This window comes from Paenarthrobacter sp. NPDC057981 (assembly GCF_042886835.1).
Lineage (GTDB): Bacteria > Actinomycetota > Actinomycetes > Actinomycetales > Micrococcaceae > Arthrobacter.
Genome location: NZ_JBHVQI010000035.1, coordinates 1 through 22,342, shown reverse-complemented (window position 1 = coordinate 22,342; position 22,342 = coordinate 1). Strand labels below are relative to the sequence as shown.

The 22,342-nt window shown below is 64.0% G+C and carries 19 protein-coding genes; 17 read left to right on the top strand and 2 right to left on the bottom strand.

The window, feature by feature from the left end; translation table 11 throughout:
• The first annotated feature begins 15 nt into the window (after positions 1–15).
• The 12 genes from ACFVSI_RS20695 to ACFVSI_RS20640 all read left to right on the top strand — a co-directional run bounded on the left by ACFVSI_RS20695 (position 16) and on the right by ACFVSI_RS20640 (position 15,701).
• Complete coding sequence (locus ACFVSI_RS20695; RefSeq protein WP_387827992.1) at positions 16–1,188, top strand: Gfo/Idh/MocA family protein; 1,173 nt, start codon at positions 16–18, stop codon at positions 1,186–1,188.
• Positions 1,185–2,117, top strand: a complete 933-nt coding sequence (locus tag ACFVSI_RS20690) for a sugar phosphate isomerase/epimerase family protein (protein WP_387827941.1) — start codon at positions 1,185–1,187, stop codon at positions 2,115–2,117. The genes ACFVSI_RS20695 and ACFVSI_RS20690 overlap by 4 nt, the downstream gene beginning before the upstream one ends.
• 3 nt (positions 2,118–2,120) lie before the next feature.
• Positions 2,121–3,515 (top strand): glucuronate isomerase, encoded by a 1,395-nt coding sequence (gene uxaC / locus ACFVSI_RS20685; protein ID WP_387827938.1) that lies wholly within the window; start codon positions 2,121–2,123, stop codon positions 3,513–3,515.
• Positions 3,512–4,840, top strand: coding sequence for a mannitol dehydrogenase family protein (locus ACFVSI_RS20680; protein WP_387827935.1), 1,329 nt, complete (start codon positions 3,512–3,514; stop codon positions 4,838–4,840). Before uxaC ends, ACFVSI_RS20680 begins: the two co-directional genes overlap by 4 nt.
• 24 nt (positions 4,841–4,864) lie before the next feature.
• A complete protein-coding gene (gene manD, locus ACFVSI_RS20675) occupies positions 4,865–6,094 on the top strand; it encodes a D-mannonate dehydratase ManD (protein WP_144661870.1) in 1,230 nt (409 codons plus the stop codon).
• Positions 6,084–8,342: a gluconokinase, GntK/IdnK-type gene (locus ACFVSI_RS20670; protein ID WP_387827931.1), complete on the top strand. Its 2,259-nt coding sequence runs from the start codon at positions 6,084–6,086 to the stop codon at positions 8,340–8,342. The genes manD and ACFVSI_RS20670 overlap by 11 nt, the downstream gene beginning before the upstream one ends.
• Positions 8,343–8,700: 358 nt before the next feature.
• The gene (gene chvE, locus ACFVSI_RS20665; protein WP_387827928.1) at positions 8,701–9,825 is read left to right on the top strand and encodes a multiple monosaccharide ABC transporter substrate-binding protein; all 1,125 of its coding nucleotides are present in this window, start codon (positions 8,701–8,703) and stop codon (positions 9,823–9,825) included.
• A gap of 141 nt (positions 9,826–9,966) precedes the next feature.
• Positions 9,967–11,496, top strand: coding sequence for a multiple monosaccharide ABC transporter ATP-binding protein (mmsA, locus tag ACFVSI_RS20660; protein ID WP_387827925.1), 1,530 nt, complete (start codon positions 9,967–9,969; stop codon positions 11,494–11,496).
• A 5-nt stretch (positions 11,497–11,501) separates the two neighbouring features.
• Complete coding sequence (gene mmsB / locus ACFVSI_RS20655; RefSeq protein ID WP_387827923.1) at positions 11,502–12,785, top strand: multiple monosaccharide ABC transporter permease; 1,284 nt, start codon at positions 11,502–11,504, stop codon at positions 12,783–12,785.
• 90 nt (positions 12,786–12,875) lie between these two features.
• The gene (locus tag ACFVSI_RS20650) at positions 12,876–13,859 is read left to right on the top strand and encodes a LacI family DNA-binding transcriptional regulator (RefSeq protein ID WP_387827989.1); all 984 of its coding nucleotides are present in this window, start codon (positions 12,876–12,878) and stop codon (positions 13,857–13,859) included.
• Between the two features lie 39 nt (positions 13,860–13,898).
• Entirely contained in the window at positions 13,899–14,471 is a 573-nt protein-coding gene (gene pyrE / locus ACFVSI_RS20645) for an orotate phosphoribosyltransferase (RefSeq protein WP_281450632.1), read from the top strand.
• Between the two features lie 105 nt (positions 14,472–14,576).
• Positions 14,577–15,701 (top strand): thioesterase domain-containing protein, encoded by a 1,125-nt coding sequence (locus ACFVSI_RS20640; protein ID WP_387827920.1) that lies wholly within the window; start codon positions 14,577–14,579, stop codon positions 15,699–15,701.
• An 18-nt stretch (positions 15,702–15,719) separates the two neighbouring features.
• On the opposite strand, the gene ACFVSI_RS20635 is transcribed toward ACFVSI_RS20640, so the two are convergent.
• Complete coding sequence (locus tag ACFVSI_RS20635; protein ID WP_387827917.1) at positions 15,720–16,436, bottom strand: tyrosine-protein phosphatase; 717 nt, start codon at positions 16,434–16,436, stop codon at positions 15,720–15,722.
• A gap of 11 nt (positions 16,437–16,447) precedes the next feature.
• Entirely contained in the window at positions 16,448–17,278 is an 831-nt protein-coding gene (locus ACFVSI_RS20630) for an HAD-IIA family hydrolase (RefSeq protein ID WP_377548497.1), read from the bottom strand.
• 323 nt (positions 17,279–17,601) lie between these two features.
• On the opposite strand from ACFVSI_RS20630, the gene ACFVSI_RS20625 reads away from it, so the two are divergent.
• The 5 genes from ACFVSI_RS20625 (at position 17,602) to ACFVSI_RS20605 (ending at position 22,214) form a co-directional block, all read left to right on the top strand.
• Positions 17,602–18,726, top strand: coding sequence for a hypothetical protein (locus ACFVSI_RS20625; protein ID WP_387827914.1), 1,125 nt, complete (start codon positions 17,602–17,604; stop codon positions 18,724–18,726).
• Positions 18,727–18,767: 41 nt separating this feature from the next.
• Positions 18,768–19,463 (top strand): TrmH family RNA methyltransferase, encoded by a 696-nt coding sequence (locus tag ACFVSI_RS20620; protein WP_387827911.1) that lies wholly within the window; start codon positions 18,768–18,770, stop codon positions 19,461–19,463.
• Between the two features lie 376 nt (positions 19,464–19,839).
• The gene (locus ACFVSI_RS20615; RefSeq protein WP_387827908.1) at positions 19,840–20,568 is read left to right on the top strand and encodes a hypothetical protein; all 729 of its coding nucleotides are present in this window, start codon (positions 19,840–19,842) and stop codon (positions 20,566–20,568) included.
• A 198-nt stretch (positions 20,569–20,766) separates the two neighbouring features.
• Positions 20,767–21,786 carry a class II fructose-bisphosphate aldolase gene (gene fbaA / locus ACFVSI_RS20610; protein ID WP_235521349.1) on the top strand — a complete coding sequence of 340 codons (1,020 nt, stop codon included), beginning with the start codon at positions 20,767–20,769 and terminating at the stop codon, positions 21,784–21,786.
• Positions 21,786–22,214, top strand: coding sequence for a DUF3151 domain-containing protein (locus ACFVSI_RS20605; protein WP_387827905.1), 429 nt, complete (start codon positions 21,786–21,788; stop codon positions 22,212–22,214). The genes fbaA and ACFVSI_RS20605 overlap by 1 nt, the downstream gene beginning before the upstream one ends.
• The last annotated feature ends 128 nt before the right edge of the window (positions 22,215–22,342 follow it).

The window sequence follows — 22,342 nt, the reverse complement described above, 5'->3', positions numbered from 1 at the left end:
GAAACGTCGAAGTCCATGATCAACGTCGCCATTGCCGGATGCGGCACCATCGGACGCACCCACGCGGCGTCGGTCGCCGCGATCGAGGACCTGCAGGTCACTGCCCTGGTGGATGAGATCACCGAAGCCGCAGATGCCCTTGCCCAACACATCGAAGACCAAGGCGCCGCCCGGCCTGCCACCTTCCGAAGCCTGGACGAAGCGTTCGCAGGGTCCGACGTCGACCTTGTCATCATCGCGACCCCCAGCGGACTGCACATCGAGCAGGCACTGGAGGTCCTCAACGCGGGCAAGCATGTGGTGATCGAAAAGCCGCTGGATGTGAACCTGAACCGTGCCGACGAAATCCTGGCGGCAGCCAAAGCGGCAGAGGAGAAGGGCTTGGTGGCCAGTGTCATCAGCCAGCACCGTTTCGACCCGGCATCCATTGTGGTGGACGAGGCCCGACGCGCCGGACGCTTTGGGCGGCTGACCTCGGCAATTGCCTCGGTGAGCTGGTACCGCAGCCAGGGCTACTACGACTCCGGCGCCTGGCGCGGCACCTGGGCCATGGATGGTGGCGGGGCGGTGATGAACCAGGGCGTCCACACCGTGGACCTCCTGCTGTGGTTCCTTGGCACCCCGGTGGAAATCAGTGCAAAGACCGCCCTCCTGGCACACACAGGAGTCGAGGTGGAGGACACCGCCGTGGCCACCGTGACGTTCGAATCAGGTGCCCTGGCGGTACTCCACGCAACCACCGCCGCGTACCCTGGGCTCAGCGTCAGGCTGCAGGTCATGGGCAGCATGGGCTCGGCTGTGATCGACAGCGACAACCTCCAGTTCTTCCACGCTGCCGCTTCCGAAGAAGAGACGCAGAGCGGGCCCATGGGGATGCCCGGCGCGGGCAACCAGGCAGAGGAGGAGCTGGCCAAGTTCGCTGATCCAGCGCCGCAAGCAAACCTCGACCCCACCGTCTACCCGGCCGGCCACATCCGCCAGTACCGCGACGTAGTGGACGCGATCCGGAACAGCCGTCCTGCAGGCGTCACCATCGAGGACGCAGTGCGGGCGCTGGCTACCGTGCGGGCACTGTACGTCTCGGCCACGCTCGGCCAGCCCGTCCTCATAGCCGATGTGGTTGCGGGCAAGTACAACGACGTTGAGGTGCGCACCGGCAACGGCCACTTCGAGGAGGTCAGCGCATGAAATTCTCGGTCTTCACGGCCTCGACGCCGGACTGGACTCCGCAGGAAGCCGCCACCGAGCTCGCAGCGCAGGGTTGGCACGGCATTGAATGGCGCGTCACCGATCAGGCTGAATCCCCTGAGCCAGGCTTTTGGGCGGGAAACAAGGCAACCTGGCCGATGACCGGCCTTGAGGATTCACTGCCGGAGATTGCCCGCCTCACCGCAGAAGCCGGCCTGGAGTACTCGGGCCTGGGCGGGTACGCCCGCTGCGACAACCACGACGACGTCGAGCGAGTCCTCGCCGCGACGGCCGCCTTGGGTGCCCACCAGGTCAGGGTCAACGTCCTGCCGTTGGGCAACTCCACCATGGGCGGGGGCGAGCCAAGTGGCCTGTCCTACCCGGAGTTGTTTGCAGCCACCCGTGAGCACTACGAGTGGGTTGCCGGCCGTGCCGCCCACCATGGAGTCAAGGCACTCGTCGAGCTGCACCACGGCACGGTCACCTCATCCGCCTCAGCTGCCCGCCGCCTTCTGGAGGGCCTGGATTCCCAGCACGTGGGCGTCATCCACGATCTCGGCAACCTATTGATCGAAGGCTGGGAGTCTCCGCTGCCTGCTCTCGAACTCCTCGGACCGTACCTGGCTCACGTCCACGTGAAGAATGCGCGCTGGGTTTTCACGGGGGAGCGGGACGAGTCCGGAGCCGCAGCGTGGGTCAACGAGTGGGCCCCGCTGGCTGAAGGCCAGGGGAGCGTCCTGGCGTACTTCAAGGCGCTCGCCGAGGTCGGTTATGACGAGTGGGTGACCGTGGAGGACTTCTCCACCGACCTTCCGTTGGCCGAGCGTACCGCAGGCAACCTTCAGTACTTGCGCCGGGTGGCCGAGCTGGCAGGACTGACGGTTCCGTCCAACGCCGATCTCTCCGCCGGTTCCACCCCGAAAGGCTGACCCATGTCCGAATCCCTTGCCACCCACCCGGACCGCCTGCTCCCGGCGGACCCGGGGACGCGCAGCATCGCGCGTGCCTTGTTGGAGCGGGTCCAGGACCTGCCCATCATTTCCCCGCACGGCCATGTGGACGCGGCCGTCATCGAGCAGAACACGCCCTTTCCTGATCCGGCCGCGTTGCTGGTCACCCCCGACCATTACGTCACCCGGCTGATCCACGCCTCCGGAGTTCCGCTGGACAAGCTCCAGCCCCAGGCAGGGGCTCGCAACATCTGGCGGTCCTTCTGCGAGGCCTGGCCATTGTTCGACGGCACCGCGTCCGGGTACTGGTTGCGGACCCAGTTCGAGTCGGTGTTCGGGTGGCAGGGTGAGCTGTCCGCAGCTACGGCGGACGCCAGTTTCGACGCCATTTCCGCCAAGCTCGCGGAGCCCGGTTTCCGCCCCCGTGAGCTGTTCAAGGACTTCAACATCGAGGTCCTTGCCACCACGGACGATCCCCTGGACAGCCTGGACAGCCACCGGGCGCTCGCTGCCGACCCGTCGTTCCATGGCCGTGTACTGCCCACGTTCCGCCCGGATGCGTACATCAACATCGCACACCCGGCGTGGCAGGCCAACGTGGAGCGGCTCATCGCAGAAGCGTCCGACGGCGGCAGCGGCTACCGTGGCTACCTCACCGCCCTGGAAAACCGCCGCCGGTACTTCGTGGACCACGGAGCAGTCTCCGCGGACCACGGTGTGAGGACACCGGCGACCCTCAAGCTGGACCAATCTGACGCAGAGGCCTTGTTCGAGAAGGCAGTTTCGAGACAGGCAAACGCCCAGGACCGCGACGCGTTCGAGGCCCACATGATGTACCAGATGGCGCGGATGTCCGTGGAAGACGGCCTGGTGATGACCATCCATCCGGGCTCCTACCGCAACCACCACCAGCCAACGTTCGAGGCCTTCGGCGCGGACACGGGCCACGACATCCCTTTCGCGGTCAATTACACCGAGGCCGTCCGCCCGCTCCTGCAGGACTTCGGCACGGCCAAGGACTTCCACCTGGTGCTTTTCACCTTGGACGAGACGGTCTTTTCCCGTGAACTTGCACCACTTGCGGGGTTCTACCCTTCGGTCTACATCGGTGCTCCGTGGTGGTTCCTGGACGCGCCCGACGCCATGCTTCGCTTCCGCTCGGCCGTCACGGAAACCGCTGGCTTCTCCCGTTCTTCCGGGTTCATAGATGACACGCGGGCCTTCTGCTCCATCCCTGCCCGGCACGACGCTTCCCGCAGGATCGAAGCCTCGTTCCTGGCGCGGCTGGTTGCCGAGCACCGCATCAGCGAGGACCGCGCGCATGAGCTGATTGTCGACGTCGTCGATTCTTCCCCGCGAAGGGTCTTCAAGCTATGAGTGCCGACCAGGGACCGCCCCGCCTCACCCGGGCCTCCGCGTTTCCGGGGCAGGCCGCGCCCCCAGTCCGGATGGTGCATCTGGGCCTTGGCGCGTTCCACCGCTCCCACCAGGCCTGGTACACCCACCACGCGGGAGACGCGGCCGAGTGGGGCATCGCGGCGTTTACCGGGCGCCGGCCCGACGCCGCGGATGTCCTGGCCGAACAGGACGGCGTGTTCACAGTGGTGGAGAGGTCCGGCGCGGGAGATGCGTTTGAAGTCGTCGGCAGCATCGTCGAAGCTGTGGACGGCGCGGACGTCCAGCGACTCGCGGAGCTCGTGGCCGCGCCCGGCACGGCCGTTGTCACTTTGACCATCACCGAAGCCGCTTATGCGGCAACCGGCGGGAACACGCCGCTGGCCCGCCTGGTCACCGCGCTCGCTGCCCGAAAGGACGCCGACGCCGGTCCGATTGCCGTCGTCAGTTGCGACAACCTGGCAGACAACGGCGCAGTTGCCCGCAAGGCTGTGCTGGCCATCGCCGAAGCGGCGGAGCCGGCACTGGCGGAATGGATCAATACACAGGTGAGCTTCGTTGGCACCTCCGTGGACCGCATTACGCCGCGGACCACACCGGATGACCTTGAGGAAGTAGCCGAACAGTGCGGATACCTGGACGAGGCCGCCGTCGTGGCCGAACCCTTCAGTAACTGGGTCCTGAGTGGTGACTTTCCAGGCGGACGTCCGCGCTGGGAAGATGCCGGCGCAATTTTCGTGGACGACATCGAGCCGTACGAGAACCGCAAACTCTGGCTGCTCAACGGGGCGCACTCCATCCTCGCCTACGCGGGACTGGTCCGGGGCCATTCGACCGTGGCGGACGCCCTGTCCGATGAGGTCTGCCGATCCGCCGTGGAGTCGTTTTGGGATGAGGCTGCCCGCCACCTGCCGGACGAAGGTCTGGACATTCCCGGCTATCGACAAGCCCTGCTTGAACGCTTCGGCAATTCGCGGATTGCCCACCACCTGACCCAGATTGCCATGGACGGAACCACCAAGTTGCGCATGCGCGCCTTGCCCGTGCTGGTGGCCGAACGCGCCGAAGGCCGTCCCGGAGCCGGTGCTGCCCGCATGATGGCGGCCTGGATTGCGTACGTGTCCTCCACGGACGACTTCCAAGACCCCCTTGCTGACGACATCCGGACCGCAAAAACGCACGACGCCGAACAACGCGCCAAAGCGCTGCTGGCGCTCATCAGCCCTGACCTCGCCGGGGACAGTGCCCTGGTTTCCCATATTCACCGGCAGCAGGACGACGTTGCCGCTGCCAGTACCCACGCATAGACCCCTGGAAGGAATGCCACACCCATGAAAATCATTGCCGCTGAAGTCTTCGTGACCAGCCCTACCCGCAACTTCGTCACCCTCCGCATCACCACCGAAGACGGTGTGACAGGCATCGGCGACGCGACGCTCAACGGCCGGGAACTGGCTGTGGCCGCCTACCTTAAGGAGCACGTCGCGCAGTTGCTGATCGGCAAGGACCCGCACCGGATCGAGGACACCTGGCAGTTCCTGTACCGCAGCTCCTACTGGCGCCGGGGGCCGGTCACGATGGCGGCGATTGCCGCCGTCGACATGGCGTTGTGGGACATCAAGGGCAAGGTGGCCGGGCTGCCGGTGTACCAGCTGCTGGGCGGCGCTTCCAGGAACGGGCTGCGCGCTTATGGACACGCATCGGGTTCTGACATTCCGTCCCTCTTTGACTCGGTCCGCGAACACCTGGAGCTGGGCTACAAGTCCATCCGAATCCAAACCGCGATTCCCGGCATCAAGGCCGTGTACGGTGTTGCCGCGCAGGCCCAGGCCTCGGGGGAGCGGTACGACTACGAACCCGCCGGCCGTGGCGCGTTCCCCCTCGAGGAGGACTGGGACACCCGCGCCTACCTCCGCCACCTGCCCACAGTGTTTGAAGCAGTGCGCAACGAGTTCGGCCCCGAAATCCCATTGCTGCACGACGGCCACCACCGCATGACCCCCATCCAGGCCGCCAAGCTCGGAAAGGCCCTGGAGCCGTACGACCTCTTCTGGCTCGAGGACTGCACGCCGGCCGAAAACCAGGAAGGACTGCGCCTGGTCCGCCAGCACACCACCACCCCGCTGGCCATCGGTGAAATCTTCAACACCGTGTTCGATTTCCAGACCCTCATCAAGGAACAGCTGATCGACTACGTCCGTGCCGCCTCCACGCACTTCGGTGGCATCTCGCCGTTGAAGAAGGTCATGGACTTCGCCGCCCAGTACCAGATCAAGTCCGGCTTCCACGGGCCCACGGACATCTCCCCGGTGGGCTTCGCCGCCCAGCTGCACGTCGGCCTGGCGATCCACAATTACGGCATCCAGGAGTACATGCAGCACTCGGACAAGACCAACGAGGTCTTCGAGCAGTCCATGACCTTCACAGACGGCTACCTGCACCCGGGCGACAACCCGGGCCTCGGCGTCGAGTTCAACGAAGAAGCCGCTGCCGCTTACCCGTACCAGCAGGCCTACCTGCCCTACAACCGCCTTGTTGATGGCACGGTCCATGACTGGTAAGCCTCTCCATGTTGTGGTGATGGGGGTCGCCGGCTGTGGGAAAAGCACGGTCGGCGCGGCCCTCGCCCAGCGCCTCGGCGCGGAATTCCTCGACGGCGATGCGCTGCATCCACAGTCGAACATCGACAAGATGGCCGCCGGTACTCCGCTTAACGACGACGACCGTGCGCCCTGGCTTGCCGAGATCGGCAGGCGATTCTCGGCGTCGGACGCTTCCTTGGTGATCGCGTGCAGCGCGCTGAAGCGCGCCTACCGGGACATCATCCGCGGCGGTGGCGAATCCGTGGTGTTCGTGCACCTGCACGGAGCCCGGGAACTGCTCAGCGAACGCATGAACTCCCGCCCAGGGCACTTCATGCCGCCCTCGCTGCTGGACTCGCAACTGGCTACCCTTGAACATCTCCACGCCGATGAAGCAGGTGTGGTGGTGGACATTGAGACACCTGTGGAGCAGATCGTTGACCGCGCCGTGGAGGGGCTCCCGGGACCCCGGGATGGCGCCGCGAGGTTCCTGGTGGACCTCAAGGCGGCACCGTTCACGCTGGACGACTCTGCAGTGGAATGGGTTGAGGCCACCATCGCGTCCATGACGTTGGAAGAGAAGATCGGCCAGCTCTTCATCAACCACAACAACGACTACTCGCCTGAGTATCTGGACAACGTGCTGGAGAACTTCCACGTCGGTGGCATGCGCTACCGGCCCGGCCCGTCGGCGGCGGTACAAGAGCACATCCGATACGCGCAGTCCAAGACCCGCATCCCGCTGCTCGTTGCTTCCAACCCGGAGATGGGCGGGGCAGGCAGCTGCGACGACGGCACGTTCGTTTCGACGCACCTGCAGGCCGGTTCGCACCCCGACAAGGCGATCGCCCGCCGCATGGGCGAGGTGGCCGGCGTCGAAACTGCTGCTCTGGGCTGTAACTGGGCGTTCGCGCCGATCGTGGACATCCATTACAACTGGCGGAACACGGTGATCTCGACGCGGGCCTTCGGCAACACCCCGGAGATCGTGGTGGAACGGGCCAAGGAATACTTCGACGGCATCAGCGAATCGCCCACTGTGTGCGCCATGAAGCACTTCCCGGGCGATGGCGTCGACGAGCGTGACCAGCATGTTGTCACGTCCTACAACACTTTGGGCTACGACGAGTGGGACCAGAGTTACGGGCACGTGTACCGCGAGATGATCGGGCACGGCGTGCAGTCCATCATGGTGGGGCACATTGGCGCACCGGAGGTCTCGCGACACTTCCGACCCGCTATGACGGATGCCGAAATCCGTCCCGCAACCCTTGCCCCCGAGCTCCTGCAGGACCTGCTTCGCGGTGAGCTCGGTTTCAACGGCCTGGTTTTGACGGACGCCTCCCTGATGGTGGGGCTGACCCAGGCCATGAAGCGGCGCGACCTGGTCCCAGCCACCATTGCGGCAGGCTGCGATATGTTCCTCTTCTTCCGCAACCCGGAGGAGGACTTCGGATTCATGCTGGACGGCTACAAGGCCGGCATCATCACTGACGCCCGCCTTGAGGATGCCCTGCGGAGGATCCTCGGCCTGAAGGCGAGCCTTGGCCTGCACGTGGCTTCCCGGGAATCCTTGGTTCCCGCGCCTGACGCCCTGGCCGTCATTGGCAGCGAGGCCCATCGCGCGATCGCCGCGGAGATCGCGGACAAGACGGTGACGCTGGTGAAGGACACCGCGGGGAACCTGCCCATCACGCCCACGACCCACAAGCGCATCCGTTTGTATGGCATCTCGGGCGGGGCCGACTTCACCCGGGCTGATCCGTTGGCCTACCTGGACATCGTCAGGGAGGAGCTGGAGGCCGCCGGTTTTGAGGTGGACGTCTTCAAGACCGCCGAACAACGCGAAGCCGCAGGGGAAGTCGGCATGAATTTCATGCGGGTGGTGTCCGAGGAAGCCACTGCGGACTACGCCGAGCGTTACGACGGCGCCTTCGTCTTCGCCAACGTGAAAGGCTTCGCACAGGAGGCTGCCATCCGTATCAAGTGGTCCTCGCCGATGGCTGCTGAAATACCTTGGTACGCAACGGAAGTTCCCACCGTATTCGTCTCGCTCAACCAACCCAACCACCTGATCGACGTGCCGATGGTGAAGACGGCGATCCACGCCCATGCCGGCACCCGTGAGGCCATTCGAGCGACCATCCGGAAAATCCAGGGGAAGTCCGAATTCCAGGGAACGTTCAACCAGAACGTGTTCTGCGATTCGTTCGACACCCGCCTCTGACTCCCCTGTCCTCGTCCAGGAAGAAGTCGCCCCCTCCACTGCGGAGGAGTGTCCAGCCCGGCATCGCCTTCACGGCGGTGCCGGGCTTTTCTGTGGCCGGGTGCCGCAGCGGGCCATTGTGAACGCTAACAACGTTGTAAATCAAGTACTGGCGCCGGAGTAATGAGCTGCAATCATTTTGTGATGTGCAGCACTTGACCCGTTGCATTGTTAGCGTTCACAATGGCATTCGCAATACGTTTTCACTGGCTTGTGCAGCCCCCAGCACGCAGGCCACACCCAGCTTCACCGTGCCGGACGCGCAGATGCTCCGGCTGCATCAGAGTTCGCGGCATTGTTGCCGCGGAAGGAGAGCATCGTGAGATTGAAAAAACTCCTGGGCGCCGTAGCGGTTGTCCTGACCTTGACCGTCGGAGCCACAGGCTGCGGCAGCCGTGGAGGCGCAGCGGAGTCCTCCAGCAGCGCAAAACCCAGCGATTCGCTGGTAGGCATTTCGATGCCGACGCAGACGTCGGAGCGTTGGATCGCCGACGGCGCCAACGTTGAGAAGTCCCTGAAGGACCTGGGCTACAAGACGGACCTGCAGTTCGCCAACGATGACATCCCCACGCAGGTTTCCCAGATCGAGAACATGCTGACCAAGGGGGCCAAGGCCCTCATCATCGCGGCCATTGATGGCACCACGCTGACGGATGTCCTGGCCAAGGCCAAGGAGCAGAACGTCAAGGTCATCGCCTACGACCGCCTCATCAACGGCACCCCGAACGTGGACTACTACACCACGTTCGACAACTACACCGTGGGCGTCCAGCAGGCCACGTCACTGCTGACCGGCCTGGGACTGGTCGACGCCAGCGGCAAAAAGGTAGAGGGCAAGGGCCCGTTCAACGTTGAACTGTTCGCAGGCAGCCCGGATGACAATAACGCCAACTTCTTCTGGACCGGCGCCATGGATACCCTCAAGCCGTACCTGGATGCAGGCACCCTGAAGGTCCCCAGCGGCCAGACCAAGTTCGAGCAGGCAGCCATCCTCCGCTGGCAGGCACCCGTAGCCCAGAAGCGCATGGAAGACATCCTCACCTCCGCTTACAGCTCCGGCACCAAGCTCGACGGCGTGCTGTCGCCGTACGACGGCCTGTCCATCGGCATCATCTCCGCCCTGACCAGCACAGGCGGCTACTCCACCGGCAAGCTCCCCGTAGTAACCGGCCAGGACGCCGAAAAGGGCTCCGTGAAGTCCATCATCGCCGGCGAGCAGTACTCCACCATCTTCAAGGACACCCGTCAGCTCGGCGCACAGGCCGTGAAGATGGTGGACGCTGTCCTCAAGGGCAACGAGCCTGAGACCAACGACACCAAGACCTACAACAACAAGGTCAAGGTTGTTCCGGCTTACCTCTTGAAGTCCGTCATCATCACCAAGGACAACTACAAGAAGGAACTCATCGACTCGGGCTACTACAAGGAATCCGACGTCAAGTAACGACGTCCCCCGCTGTGGCCCCACCGTCCTTAGCTGCGCCGTGCATTTATCTGCAGCGAAGTGCGGCGGGGCCACAGTATCCCCAGAGCCTGTCGAGTCCTCGGCCCGGCCAAGTTTTCAACCAGTCAGCGGGAATTGACGATGAACGTACCCATTCTTCAAATGCGAGGAATCACCAAGACTTTCCCCGGTGTAAAAGCACTTCAGGACGTCACCCTGGACGTCAACCGAGGTGAGGTTCACGCCATTTGCGGTGAGAACGGCGCCGGGAAATCCACCCTCATGAAGGTGTTGTCCGGCGTCTACGCGCACAACACCTTCGACGGCGACATTCTGTTCGAGAATGAGCCCTGCGAGTTTTCCAGCATCACGGACAGCGAGAAGCGCGGGATCGTGATCATCCACCAGGAACTGGCCCTGAGCCCCTACCTGTCGATCGCCGAGAACATCTACCTCGGCAACGAGCAGGCCAGGAACGGTTGGGTGGACTGGCGCAAGACCAACCTGGAAGCCGCCAAACTGCTGGCCCGCGTCGGCCTCAGCGAGAACCCCATTACGCCCATCCAGCACATCAGCGTGGGCAAACAGCAACTGGTGGAGATTGCCAAGGCACTATCCAAAGAAGTGAAGCTGCTCATCCTGGACGAGCCCACCGCAGCCCTGAACGACGAAGACTCGGACCACCTGCTGGACCTCATCCTGCACCTCAAGGGCCAGGGCGTTACCAGCATCATCATCAGCCACAAGCTCAACGAGATCCGCAAGGTGGCCGACGCCGTCACCATCATCCGTGACGGGAAGTCCATCGAGACGCTGCGCCTGGACCAGGGCCAGATCACGCAGGAGCGTATTATCCGCGGCATGGTGGGACGCGACCTTGAAAGCCTCTATCCGGACCGCACCCCCAACATCGGCGAAGAAGTCCTGCGCATCGAAGACTGGACGGTCCAGCACCCGCAGGACCACTCGCGGACCGTCGTCAGCAATGCCAACCTGAGGGTCCACAAGGGCGAGGTCGTTGGCCTGGCCGGACTCATGGGCGCCGGCCGGACCGAGCTGGCCATGAGTGTTTTCGGAAGGACCTATGGGCGTGCTGTCTCCGGCAAGGTCTACAAGTACGGCAAGGAGATCAACACCTCCACGGTTTCGGACGCGATCGACCACGGCATTGCGTACGCCACCGAGGACCGGAAGCACTACGGCCTGAACCTGATCGAGGACATCAAGCGGAACATTTCCATGGCCGCCCTGGGCAAGCTGGCCAAGCGCGGCTGGGTGGACGGGAACCAGGAAACCACGGTGGCCAACCACTACCGGAAGAGCATGAACATCAAGGCTCCCTCGGTTGCTGCGATCACCGGCAAGCTCTCGGGCGGAAACCAGCAAAAAGTGGTGCTCAGCAAGTGGATGTTCTCCGATCCCGACGTGCTGATCCTGGACGAACCCACACGCGGAATCGACGTCGGCGCCAAGTTTGAGATCTACACGATCATCGCTGAGCTGGCCGCCTCCGGGAAAGCCGTCATCGTGATCTCCTCCGAATTGCCGGAGCTCCTGGGCATCTGCGACAGAATCTACACGCTCTCCGCGGGCCGCATCACCGGCGAGGTCCCCATCGCCGAGGCCACGCAGGAAACCCTCATGCACTACATGACTCAAGAGAAGGAATAGCCACCATGTCCGCCCTACGAGAATCCCTTGGCTTCCTCACAAGCCGCCTCCGCCAGGTTGGCATCTTCGTCGCCCTGATCCTGATCGTCATCCTTTTCCAGGTCCTCACCGACGGCATCCTCCTTGAGCCGCAGAACGTCACCAACCTGGTGGTCCAGAACAGCTACATCCTGATCCTCGCCATTGGCATGGTGATGGTCATCATCGCCGGCCACATCGACCTCTCTGTCGGCTCCATCGCAGGCTTCATTGGTGCTGTGGCAGGCGTGATGATCGTGCACTGGGGTTGGGCCTGGTGGCTCGCCATCCCGGCGTGCCTCTTGGTCGGTGCCTTGGTGGGTGCATGGCAGGGTTACTGGATCGCCTACGTCGGCATCCCCGCCTTCATCGTCACCCTGGCCGGCATGCTGATCTTCCGAGGTTTGACGCTGATCACCCTCAAGAACCAGCAGATCACCCCGTTCCCGAACGAACTTCGTGCCTTGGGTGGCGGCTTCCTTCCGGACATCTCCGGTGGCACTTCTGTCCTTGAATGGCTGACGGTCATCCTGGGTGTCGGCGGTACTGCAGCCATCCTTTTCCAGGCCCTGAAGGAACGCCGCGTCCGCCGCAAGTTCAACCTCGAGAACGAGCCGATGGCCTGGTTCGCCGTCAAAAACGGTTTCATCGCCGTCCTGATGCTCATCATCACCTTCCTGCTGGCCAGCTACCGCGGAACCCCGATTGTCCTGATCGTGCTCGCAGCCCTGGTGATTCTCTACTCGGCCCTGATGAACAACAGCATCTTCGGCCGCCACACCTACGCCATCGGTGGCAACCTCCACGCCGCCGAACTGTCCGGCATCAAGACCAAGAAGGTTACTTTCCGGCTCTTCGTGAACATGGGTGTCCTCGCCGCACTGGCCGGCCTGGTGTTCACCGCACGCCTGAACTCCGCACAGCCGGCCGGTGGTACCGGGTTCGAGCTGGACTCGATCGCGGCAGCCTTCATCGGTGGCGCAGCTGTCCAGGGCGGTATCGGTACGGTAGCGGGGGCCATGATCGGTGGCCTGATCATGGGCGTCCTGAACAACGGTATGTCCATCCTCGGCCTCGGCACTGACTACCAGCAGCTCATCAAGGGCCTGGTGCTCCTGTTGGCCGTCGGCTTCGACATCTTCAACAAGAACCGGACCGGTGCCGGCGGAGGATCCGGCATGGGACGCCGCTTCAAGTGGAAGACCACGCCTCCAGCGACCCAAGCGGCCCCCGCGTCCAAAGCGGAGCCTGTGGGCGTCGACGCGAAGTAGCGTCCGATGCCACGCGGCGATCAGTCGCTCCCAGCGCGGCCCCGGGTACTGCCCGGGGCCGCGCCCGATTCTGCTCCCCGGCCCCCGGTCATGGGGGATGTCGCCAAGATGGCGGGCGTCTCGCACCAAACGGTTTCACGGGTCCTGAACAACCACCCGAACGTCAGCAACAACACCAAGGAGCGGGTGGAGGCCGCGATAGCCCGGCTCGGGTATCGCCGGAACACTGCCGCGCGAAGCCTGGTGACGCGTCGATCCCGCACCATCGGTGTCCTGGCCTGCGAAACAGGGCAGTTCGGGCCAGCCAACACGCTCTTGGGCGTTGAGCAGGCGGGCAGGGAAGCGGGGTATTTCGTCAGTATCGCGAGCCTGCGCGAAGTGACCAGCGAAAGCATCAACGACGCCATGGCGCATTTCAGCAGCCAGTCAGTGGATGGCATTGTCATCCTGGTCCCGCATCCCGATGTCCTCGCAGCCTTGCGCGATGTCTCAGTTCCGGTGCCCATAGTCGCGGTGGGTGCCGGCGCGGGAAACCCGTTGAAGGGGGCATCGCTCAACCAGCGATTGGGCGCGCGGCTTGCCGTGGAGCACCTGATAGGACTGGGGCATCGCAGCATCGCGCATATCTCCGGCCCAACGCACTGGATCGACGCCGCGGAACGCATCGAAGGCTGGCGCGAGGCACTGGAGACGGCCGGGCTTGACGCGGACGTTCTGCTCCAGGGCGCCTGGGATGCTGCGTCCGGTTACCGGGCCGGTCTGGAGCTTCTCCAGCACGACGCCGTGACGGCCGTCTTTGTGGCAAACGACCAGATGGCCGTCGGCGTCCTCCGCGCGGTCCAGGAAGCCGGACGCCAGGTGCCCGGCGACATCAGCGTGGTGGGATACGACGACCAGCCGGAGGCCGGATTCTTCATGCCGCCGCTGACAACCATCAAACAGGACTTTGAAGAACTCGGGCGCAAATGCATGGAGGAGATGCTGCATCAACTGGAAGGACACGCCGGATCCCAGGACCAGATCGTGGATCCACGCCTGGTCATCCGGGCCACCACGGCGGCGCCGTCACACTGAACTCCTGCGCACGAATCCCGGCACACTAAACTAGGAGCCATGACTTCCTCGCCTGACACCTCAGCTGCCCGTGCCCGCCTTCTTGAACTCATCAAAGAGCTGGCGGTGGTCCGCGGCAAGGTGATCCTCTCCAGCGGCAAGGAAGCTGACTACTACATCGATCTCCGGCGCATCACCTTGCACCACGAGGCTTCCAAGCTGGTGGGCCAGGTCATGTTGGCAATGATCGACGACGCCGGTGTCCAGGTTGAGTGCGCGGGCGGGCTCACCATGGGTGCCGACCCCGTCGGTACCGCTGTGATGCACGCTGCTGCCGACGCCGGCCGTGCTGTGGACGCGTTCGTTGTCCGCAAGGCCCAGAAGTCGTACGGCATGGGCCGCCAGGTGGAGGGTCCCTCGGTTGAAGGACGCAACGTTGTGGTCCTTGAAGACACGTCCACCACCGGCGGGTCCGCACTGACCGCCGTCGAAGGTGTCCGGAAGGCCGGCGGCAACGTGGTGGCCGTCGCCGTGATCGTGGACCGCAACACCGGTGCCAAAGAGAAGATCGAAGCCGAAACCGGCGTTCCCTACCTCTTCGCTTTCGGCAAGGACGAACTCGGCCTCGACTAGGGAGTTTTTGTACAGCTAATGCCCTCAAGAGCGCATCTTAAGGGCATTAGCTGTACAAAAACTGCGGGGATGTGAGGTGCCCGGGTTGAAGCCTATGCTTGCTGCGTGGACGTTCAAGTAGGGAAGCTCACGGCGCCGCCGGAGGTGGATCAAAACCCTCCGGCACCCGTCCTTCCGGAACCGGACAAGGAACAGGATCCGGCCTCCTGGGCCAGGATCCTGCCTTACGCTGCCCGGCTCAAGAAGACCTCGCGCCGCAACTTCCTCACCTACGCGGGCATCTCGGCCGCGCTTGCCGGGGACATGCTGTTCACCCGCCGCGTCCAGGCCGAGCGCCGGGCTACCAAGATACTGCGCGTGCCCGATCCGTATTCGGACCTGTACTTTCCCAAGGCCAGTTGGATCCTGTTTCCCGGGTACAAGACCAGCTGGGAAGAGGCCCAGTGGATCCTGAACTCACTGCGTCCCGCCCTCCACCAACGCGGCCGCCTTGCCGCCGTCGGGTATTCCAACCTGGGCCTGGACGTGGACGAGGTGGTCCGCGAAATCATCCTTCATGTCCGCGAGCTTGAGTTGGAGAAGCTGTATTTTTACGGGCACAGTTTCGGCGGCATGCTCGCAACCCAGGTCGCCGCGCGCCTGCTGGAACTGCACGGTATGGAAACCCAGGTGATTGTCCTGGATTCGAGTCCGTTCAGCCGTGCGGACGTTCTGGACCAAAGCTGGTTCGACGGCGTCGTGTTCCTTTACGAGAATGGGTTCCGCATTCCGTCCGTGCTGCGTGGAGGCTATGAGCTGGGGGAGCGCGTGGTCCACAAGGACGAGCGCACCTGGCGCCAAATCCTGGACCAAACCATGGAGCAACTGTCGCCCATTGCTCCGTCCAGCGTCCTGATCCAGACGGAGTCAGCGTATATCTACCACTTTGATGGGTTGCGGTTCGCGGGCAAGATCGGCGGGGCCAAGATGGCGTTTATGGGCAACGCCCAGGACGGCACCGTGGACTACGAATCAGCGCGCGCAGGCTGGAGCAAGGTTTTCGGCGCCAACATGGCGATGCCCACGCTCAGCACAGAGGGCGCCCGCCCCGCGCACGCAAGCCCCCAGTGGAACGGCGGTGTGTACCGGCCGTTGCTGGAACAGGTCCAAAATGAGCTCCTGCCCCTGCCGCCCGAGCCGGAGGAGCCCGCCTACCGCGAGCCCAACGGCAAGGTGATCAGGCCTGCCTAGCGGCAGCACGGCTTGTCGTCACCGCAGCGCTTCAATTTCGACGGCGGTCAGGCCCGCCTCGTGCAGGAACCCGCCGACGTCCCCGAATTCCTTGGCGAATCCAGCCAGGAAATGCCTCATTGCGGCTTCAGGGCTCTGCAGGATCATCAGGTCCGGGCTGAAATACTCCGAGGGCGTGGAGGGGACGCTGAGGCGCCATGTTTCGGCCATGATCTTCAGTACGTCCGGCAGGTTCGTGGTGGTTGCAGCGTAGTCAGCCACAACTGCTTCCTCGGTGCCGCCCGCCGCCAAAAGCGCGATAGCGGACACCACGCCGGTCCTGTCCTTGCCCAATGAGCAGTGCACCAACGTTCGTTTGCCGCGCGCCACGGGCCTCAGGGCATCAGCCACCCAGCCGGGCCGAAGCCGGATCCACCCCAAGTACAGCTCGCCCAGATCCTCGGCAGTTTCCACGGCCTGGAGCGACCCGGCAATGGCGTTTGGGTCCAGCGGGTTGTTGATGAGTTCGACGGCGGGCGGGGCCGAGGCGGAAGGCGCGCGGCCGCCGTCGTGATTCATGTCGTCCGCGACCAGCCACGGGACGAGAGACCGTTCCAGATCGCTGCGCAGGTCAACGATGGCCTGGATGCCGTGCTCCGACAGGAAAGCTGACGTCGCAGCGGCATCCAAGCCGAACGGCTGGCTCCCCCTGAGGATCCGTCCCCCGGCGAGGGGACGCAGATTGAGCACAGCCATGGTTGTCTTTCTTAGATCTGGCTCTTGAGGTCGGCCACGGAATTGAGGATCTGGTTGGGCCGGAACGGGAAGGAGACGATCTCCTCGCGCTGCGTGATGCCGCTGAGCACCAGGACCGTGTGCAGGCCTGCTTCCATGCCCGCAATGATGTCCGTGTCCATGCGGTCGCCGATCATGGCCGTGGTCTCGGAGTGGGCGTCGATCCTGTTCATGGCCGAGCGGAACATCATGGGGTTGGGCTTTCCCACAACATACGGTTCGCGGCCGGTGGCCTTGGTGATCATGGCTGCGATGGCGCCGGTCGCGGGCATGGGGCCGTCCTTGGAGGGGCCGGTGGCGTCCGGGTTGGTGGCGATGAAGCGGGCGCCGGCCAGGATGTGCCGGACGGCCATGGTGATCGCCTCGAAGGAGTAGGTGCGGGTCTCGCCGAGGACCACGAAATCGGGTTCGGTATCCGTGAGGATGAACCCGGCCTCGTGGAGGGCCGTTGTGAGTCCGGCCTCGCCAATTGTGTAGGCGCGGTTGCCCGAATCCGAGGACTGGACCTGGTCCTTGAGGAACTGGGCAGTGGCCAGTGCCGAGGTCCAGATATTCTCCTCCGGAACCTCGAGGCCGGACGCCCGAAGACGGGCAGCGAGGTCGCGGGGAGTGAAGATGGAGTTGTTGGTCAGCACCAGGAAGCGCTTGGACGTATCCACCCAGCGCTGGATGAGCTCCGCTGCGCCGGGGATCGCCTGGTTTTCATGAACCAGGACACCGTCCATGTCCGTGAGCCAGCATTCGATCTCGTGGCCGTTGCGGTAAACCGATGTGGACGTCTGGGGCGTGGTTTCTTCTGCCATATTTACCTCCGGCTGGGGTTGTTCATGCACTGCGTCCCAGTCTTTCATTATTCGGGCGCAGGGACATCCCGGAATCCGGCCTATGTGGGTAGTTCTGCCCATATGGGGTAGAGGTTTTGACTTGTGCCGTGCATGGCCGGTTGCACTACGCTTGTGGCTGCGCGGGCCGGGCAATGCCCTGGGCCGGGTAACGCCGTGGGTCGGGGGATCGACACGGCGTGTTTCAAGATCGTCCCGCTTCAGCAGGTCCCTCGTTCCGGATAGACCACCGGAGGCGTCCGCCAGGATGCCCCGGTGCCCACTGCATGTGAAAGGGCCTTGTCATGAGCAACAACAACGGCACACCCCAGCCTCCCTACAACCCCGACGGAGTGCCGCAGCCGCGCTATGACACGGACAAGGGCCAATACCGGCAGTACCAGCCGGGGCAGACTCAGCCCCTGTACCAGCCGGAAGCACAGCAGGGATTGGCGCAGCAGGGCCAGCCTGTCAACAACCCTGACGGCCAGTACGCAGAGACCGTACACCGCTATCCCCAGGTGGATCAGGGCCAGCCCGGCTACCCGGGCCAGCCCACCGGACCCGGCCACAACCCGGGCGACCACAACAAGAAGTCCCTCTTCTTCATCCTGGGTGGAGTCGCCGTCGTCGTGATTATTGCGCTGGTGGTGGCGTTCACGTGGCTGATTCCATCGATGACCAAGCCAACTGCGGTTCAGTCGCCGTCGGTGACGTCCTCGGAGGAAGCGTCCGACGCCGCTGCCGAACCGTCCGCTGAGGGGGAGCCCTCCGGTGACGCCGCGCCGCCCACGGAACTGCCCGCCGGGGTCATCCCGCTGCCGGCAACGTGGGAAGAGCTCGCCGGTCCCAGCAGTGTTCCTGCCGATGGCGACCCTTTGTTCAGCAAGTGGGTCACGGGCGAATCGTCCTTCCAGTACCTCGCCGAGTGGACCCACGACGAGTCGTTCGGCATCACCAAGGACCCCACTACGGGCGAGGAAATCCAGAAGAAGGCCCAGGGCACAGTGGAGACCGACGGGGACGGCATTGCGCTCGCCTATGCGTTCTTTGCGGAATCGGAGGAAGGCAAGTTCGGGAAGGATCCGGTGGAGATCAGGAAGGCCCTGGCGGACATCGAGGCCAGGTACAAGGGCATGACGGCCACTGAGCTGCCGCAGAACCTGGTAGGCCACAAGTGCGCGTCCGACTTCAAGACCACCATGCCGGAGATCCGTGAATTCCGCCGCGGGGAGGCCGTGGTCATTGGCTTCACCTGCACCAACGCGCGCGGCGAAGCCATCCAGGCAGTGAACCTGTTCTCAGTGACACCCTGGGGAACCCCGCAGATGCTCGGCGTCAGTGGACACAAGGAATATTGGGATGCGCACCCGGGCCTCTTCGAGCAGCTGGGCAACTCGTACCGCATCAACAAGTGGAAGATGGGCTAAGCCATCCTTTGGGCCGGGCGGGCCGGGGCTAAAGTTGAGGGGTGACTGACCTTCCCCCCAACACAGCCCTGCCCACCCCTGCCGAAACACCCGGGGAGACCACAGCAGAAGGCGAGGTAGAGGCGAAGGCGGAGGTCGGCGTCGGCCCCTGGGAAGGCGAGTGGCCGGAAGGCGAGCACTGGGACCCGGACCTGTTGAGGGATGGTGACCGCCGCAACGTGGTGGACCAGTACCGGTACTGGAAGCACGAGGCGATCGTCGCCGATCTGGACTCCAAGCGGCACGAATTCCACATCGCCATCGAAAACTGGCAGCACGACCTCAACATCGGCACCGTGGTCCGCACAGCGAACGCGTTCCTCGCCAAGGAGGTCCACATCATCGGACGACGGCGATGGAACCGTCGCGGGGCCATGGTCACCGACCGCTACCAGCACGTCCGCCACCACCCCACCGTTGAGGATTTCGTCCAGTGGGCCGAGGGGGAGGGACTGGCTGTGATCGGCATCGATATCTTCCCGGATTCCGTGCCGCTGGAAACCTACGACCTGCCGGAAAAGTGCGTGCTGGTGTTCGGGCAGGAAGGTCCGGGGCTGACGCCTGAGGTGCACGATGCCGCCGTCGCAACGCTCTCCATTGAGCAGTTCGGCTCCACGCGGTCCATGAACGCGGCATCCGCTGCGGCCATTGCGATGCATGCGTGGGTGCGCCGGCACGTGTTCAACCAGCCCGTGTAAGCCCCCGGCCCCGCCGGCGCCCGCCGCCCCGCCGCCCCGCCGCCCCGCCGAGTTGGCATTTAATGACAATCCAGAGGCGGCGGATTGTCATTAAATGCCAACTCGCGGCGGGATTGGCCGGGTGACCTGTGGATAACCCAGCCCGGCTCCGCTCGGGCCAGCCAGAATGGGGCATGCGCAGGAAAGAACTACCTCACCACCTCACGACAGGTTCGTTCTCCGTGCGTGCATCGGACAAGGCCGGAGTGCCTCGATCCCGGACCTTGGCCAAGGATTTGGTGCTGGTGTCCCGGGAATCAGGGTCCCGGCCGCGTCTGTTGCATCCGGGGCAGCTGCGCTGCGGGCGTACACGGACCTGGACGACTCATCACTGCTGGTGTCGCTTTCAGCGGCCCGGCTCTGGGGGATCCCTTTGCCGGGAGTGCTCAACGGGGATTGGCGCATCCATCTGGCCCGGCGCGCCGGATTCAGTTTCCCGCGGCGCGTGAACGTGGCGGGCCACCTCCTGACGCTGCTTCCGGACGAGACCGTGGAGCACGACGGCGTCCGCCTCACCTCTCCGCCGAGGACCTGGCTTGACTTGGCCAAACTGCTGTCCGTTGAGGACCTGGTGGCTGCAGGAGACCACCTGGTATGCGCCCATGGTCCGGACTTTCCCGTTCCCAAAGACCCGGTGTGCAGCCTTGAGGAGTTGACCCGGGCAGTTTCCCGGCACCCTGGCATGCGCGGAGTGCGGACCGCCCGGGCAGCGTTGGAGCTGATCCGGGTAGGCTCTGACTCCGCGCCGGAGAGCCTGATGCGAATGGCACTCATCAACGCGGGACTGCCCGAGCCTGTGCTCAACCTGGTGGTCCGTGACGTCTTTGGCGGAGCAGTGCTGTGGCCTGACGCCGCGTACGTGGACCATAAGATCTCCCTCCAGTACGACGGCCAGCACCACGGTGGCGCCCAACAGCATCTGAAGGACATCGAACGGCAGGAAAAGTCACTCGCCCACGGCTGGCTGGAAGTCCGGATCTCAAAGCACGACCTCGAAGGTGAGAGACCCGCCGTCGTACATAAAGTCCGTCGTGCGCTCCAAAGCCGCGGTTGGCGGGACCGGTGAGCAAATACTGCGCAAGTTGGCATTTGATGACAATCCCAAGGCGCCGGATTGTCATTAAATGCCAACTCGGCGGAAGTGTTAAGAGCCCCAGTGACCCGAAACACGGCGTCCCGGCGGATATCGCTAGGATGGGTGCTAGCCGTAAGCGGTCTACTCCAGGGTTACCAACCCACAGACGAATTCAGCATAGGAGTCACCATGCCCATTGCAACCCCAGAGATTTACTCCGAGATGATCGACCGCGCAAAGGCTGGCGGATTCGCTTTCCCCGCGGTCAACGTGACGTCGTCGCAGACTCTGAACGCTGCGATCCGCGGTTTCGCCGAGGCCGAATCTGACGGCATCATCCAGGTTTCCACCGGTGGCGCAGCCTACTGGTCGGGCGCTTCGGTCAAGGACATGGTGGCCGGTTCCCTCGGTTTCGCCGCGTTCGCCCGCGAAGTTGCCAAGAACTACAACGTCAACATCGCCCTGCACACGGACCACTGCCCGCAGGACAAGCTTGCCGATTTTGTTCTTCCGTTGCTGTCCGCTTCCGAGGAAGCCGTGAAGGCCGGCAAGGACCCGATCTTCAACTCGCACATGTGGGACGGTTCGCACGAGACCCTGGAAGACAACCTGCGCATCGGCCGCGAACTGCTGCAGCGCGCCGCTGCTGCCAAGATCATCCTCGAGGTTGAAATCGGCACCGTTGGTGGCGAGGAAGACGGCGTCGAGAACGAGATCAACGAGAAGCTCTACACCACCACCGAAGATGCACTGGCCACCATCGAGGCCCTGGGTGCCGGCGAAAACGGCCGCTACCTCACCGCCCTCACTTTCGGCAACGTGCACGGCGTCTACAAGCCGGGCAACGTGAAGCTCCGCCCCGAACTGCTCAAGCAGATCCAGGCCGAGGTCGGCGCCAAGATCGGCAAGGAAAACCCGTTTGACCTGGTCTTCCACGGCGGCTCGGGCTCCACGGAGCAGGAAATCGCCGACGCTGTTTCCTATGGCGTCATCAAGATGAACATCGACACCGACACCCAGTACGCGTTCACCCGCCCGGTGGCCGGCCACATGTTCTCCAACTACGACGGCGTCCTCAAGGTCGACGGCGAAATGGGCAACAAGAAGACCTACGACCCCCGCGTCTGGGGCGCCTCCGCCGAGGCCGGCATGGCCGCACGCATCGTTGAGGCAGCCCAGCAGCTCGGATCGGTTGGCAAGACCTTCTAATGTCCGACGAATTCCGGAAGAACCTGATGGGGCCGGAGCCCACGCTCCTGCCCGCCGAGAACGAGATCTACCAGCACCTGGCCCTTGGCAAGGAAGCACTGGACCTCGTGGCCCAGAACCCCACGTCGTCACTGCTGTGGGCTATCCTCGCCGAGGAAGCCTGGGCCGAGGGGCGGACCATCGAGTCTTACGCCTACGCCCGCGTCGGTTACCACCGCGGCTTGGATTCGCTGCGCCGCAACGGCTGGCGCGGCATCGGGCCCATCCCGTGGGAGCACGAGCCCAACCAGGGATTCCTGCGTGCGCTCTACGCGCTGGGCCGGGCCGCATCGGCGATCGGCGAAGCTGACGAACCGGAGCGGATCGAGAAGTTCCTGAACGACTCGGATCCGAAGGCCAAGGCAGCAATCGAAGCCCGCCAAGGCTGACGCGACGAAAGAACAAACGACGGCGGCCCTCACCGAAAAGGCGAGGGTCGCCGTCGTCGTTAATCCGCCCAACTAGGGGACAGCAAACGTTCCAATGAAGCGTCATTGGAACGTTTGCTGTCCCCTAG

Excerpts from the sequence above, each read along its gene's own strand:
- ACFVSI_RS20630 (WP_377548497.1), bottom strand. The coding sequence starts at position 17,278 with ATGGCAGAAGAAACCACGCCCCAGACGTCCACATCGGTTTACCGCAAC.
- uxaC (WP_387827938.1), top strand. The coding sequence starts at position 2,121 with ATGTCCGAATCCCTTGCCACCCACCCGGACCGCCTGCTCCCGGCGGAC.
- ACFVSI_RS20670 (WP_387827931.1), top strand. The coding sequence starts at position 6,084 with ATGACTGGTAAGCCTCTCCATGTTGTGGTGATGGGGGTCGCCGGCTGT.
- fbaA (WP_235521349.1), top strand. The coding sequence starts at position 20,767 with ATGCCCATTGCAACCCCAGAGATTTACTCCGAGATGATCGACCGCGCA.
- manD (WP_144661870.1), top strand. The coding sequence starts at position 4,865 with ATGAAAATCATTGCCGCTGAAGTCTTCGTGACCAGCCCTACCCGCAAC.
- ACFVSI_RS20635 (WP_387827917.1), bottom strand. The coding sequence starts at position 16,436 with ATGGCTGTGCTCAATCTGCGTCCCCTCGCCGGGGGACGGATCCTCAGG.
- pyrE (WP_281450632.1), top strand. The coding sequence starts at position 13,899 with ATGACTTCCTCGCCTGACACCTCAGCTGCCCGTGCCCGCCTTCTTGAA.
- mmsB (WP_387827923.1), top strand. The coding sequence starts at position 11,502 with ATGTCCGCCCTACGAGAATCCCTTGGCTTCCTCACAAGCCGCCTCCGC.
- ACFVSI_RS20605 (WP_387827905.1), top strand. The coding sequence starts at position 21,786 with ATGTCCGACGAATTCCGGAAGAACCTGATGGGGCCGGAGCCCACGCTC.
- ACFVSI_RS20625 (WP_387827914.1), top strand. The coding sequence starts at position 17,602 with ATGAGCAACAACAACGGCACACCCCAGCCTCCCTACAACCCCGACGGA.
- ACFVSI_RS20690 (WP_387827941.1), top strand. The coding sequence starts at position 1,185 with ATGAAATTCTCGGTCTTCACGGCCTCGACGCCGGACTGGACTCCGCAG.
- mmsA (WP_387827925.1), top strand. The coding sequence starts at position 9,967 with ATGAACGTACCCATTCTTCAAATGCGAGGAATCACCAAGACTTTCCCC.
- ACFVSI_RS20695 (WP_387827992.1), top strand. The coding sequence starts at position 16 with ATGATCAACGTCGCCATTGCCGGATGCGGCACCATCGGACGCACCCAC.
- ACFVSI_RS20650 (WP_387827989.1), top strand. The coding sequence starts at position 12,876 with ATGGGGGATGTCGCCAAGATGGCGGGCGTCTCGCACCAAACGGTTTCA.
- ACFVSI_RS20680 (WP_387827935.1), top strand. The coding sequence starts at position 3,512 with ATGAGTGCCGACCAGGGACCGCCCCGCCTCACCCGGGCCTCCGCGTTT.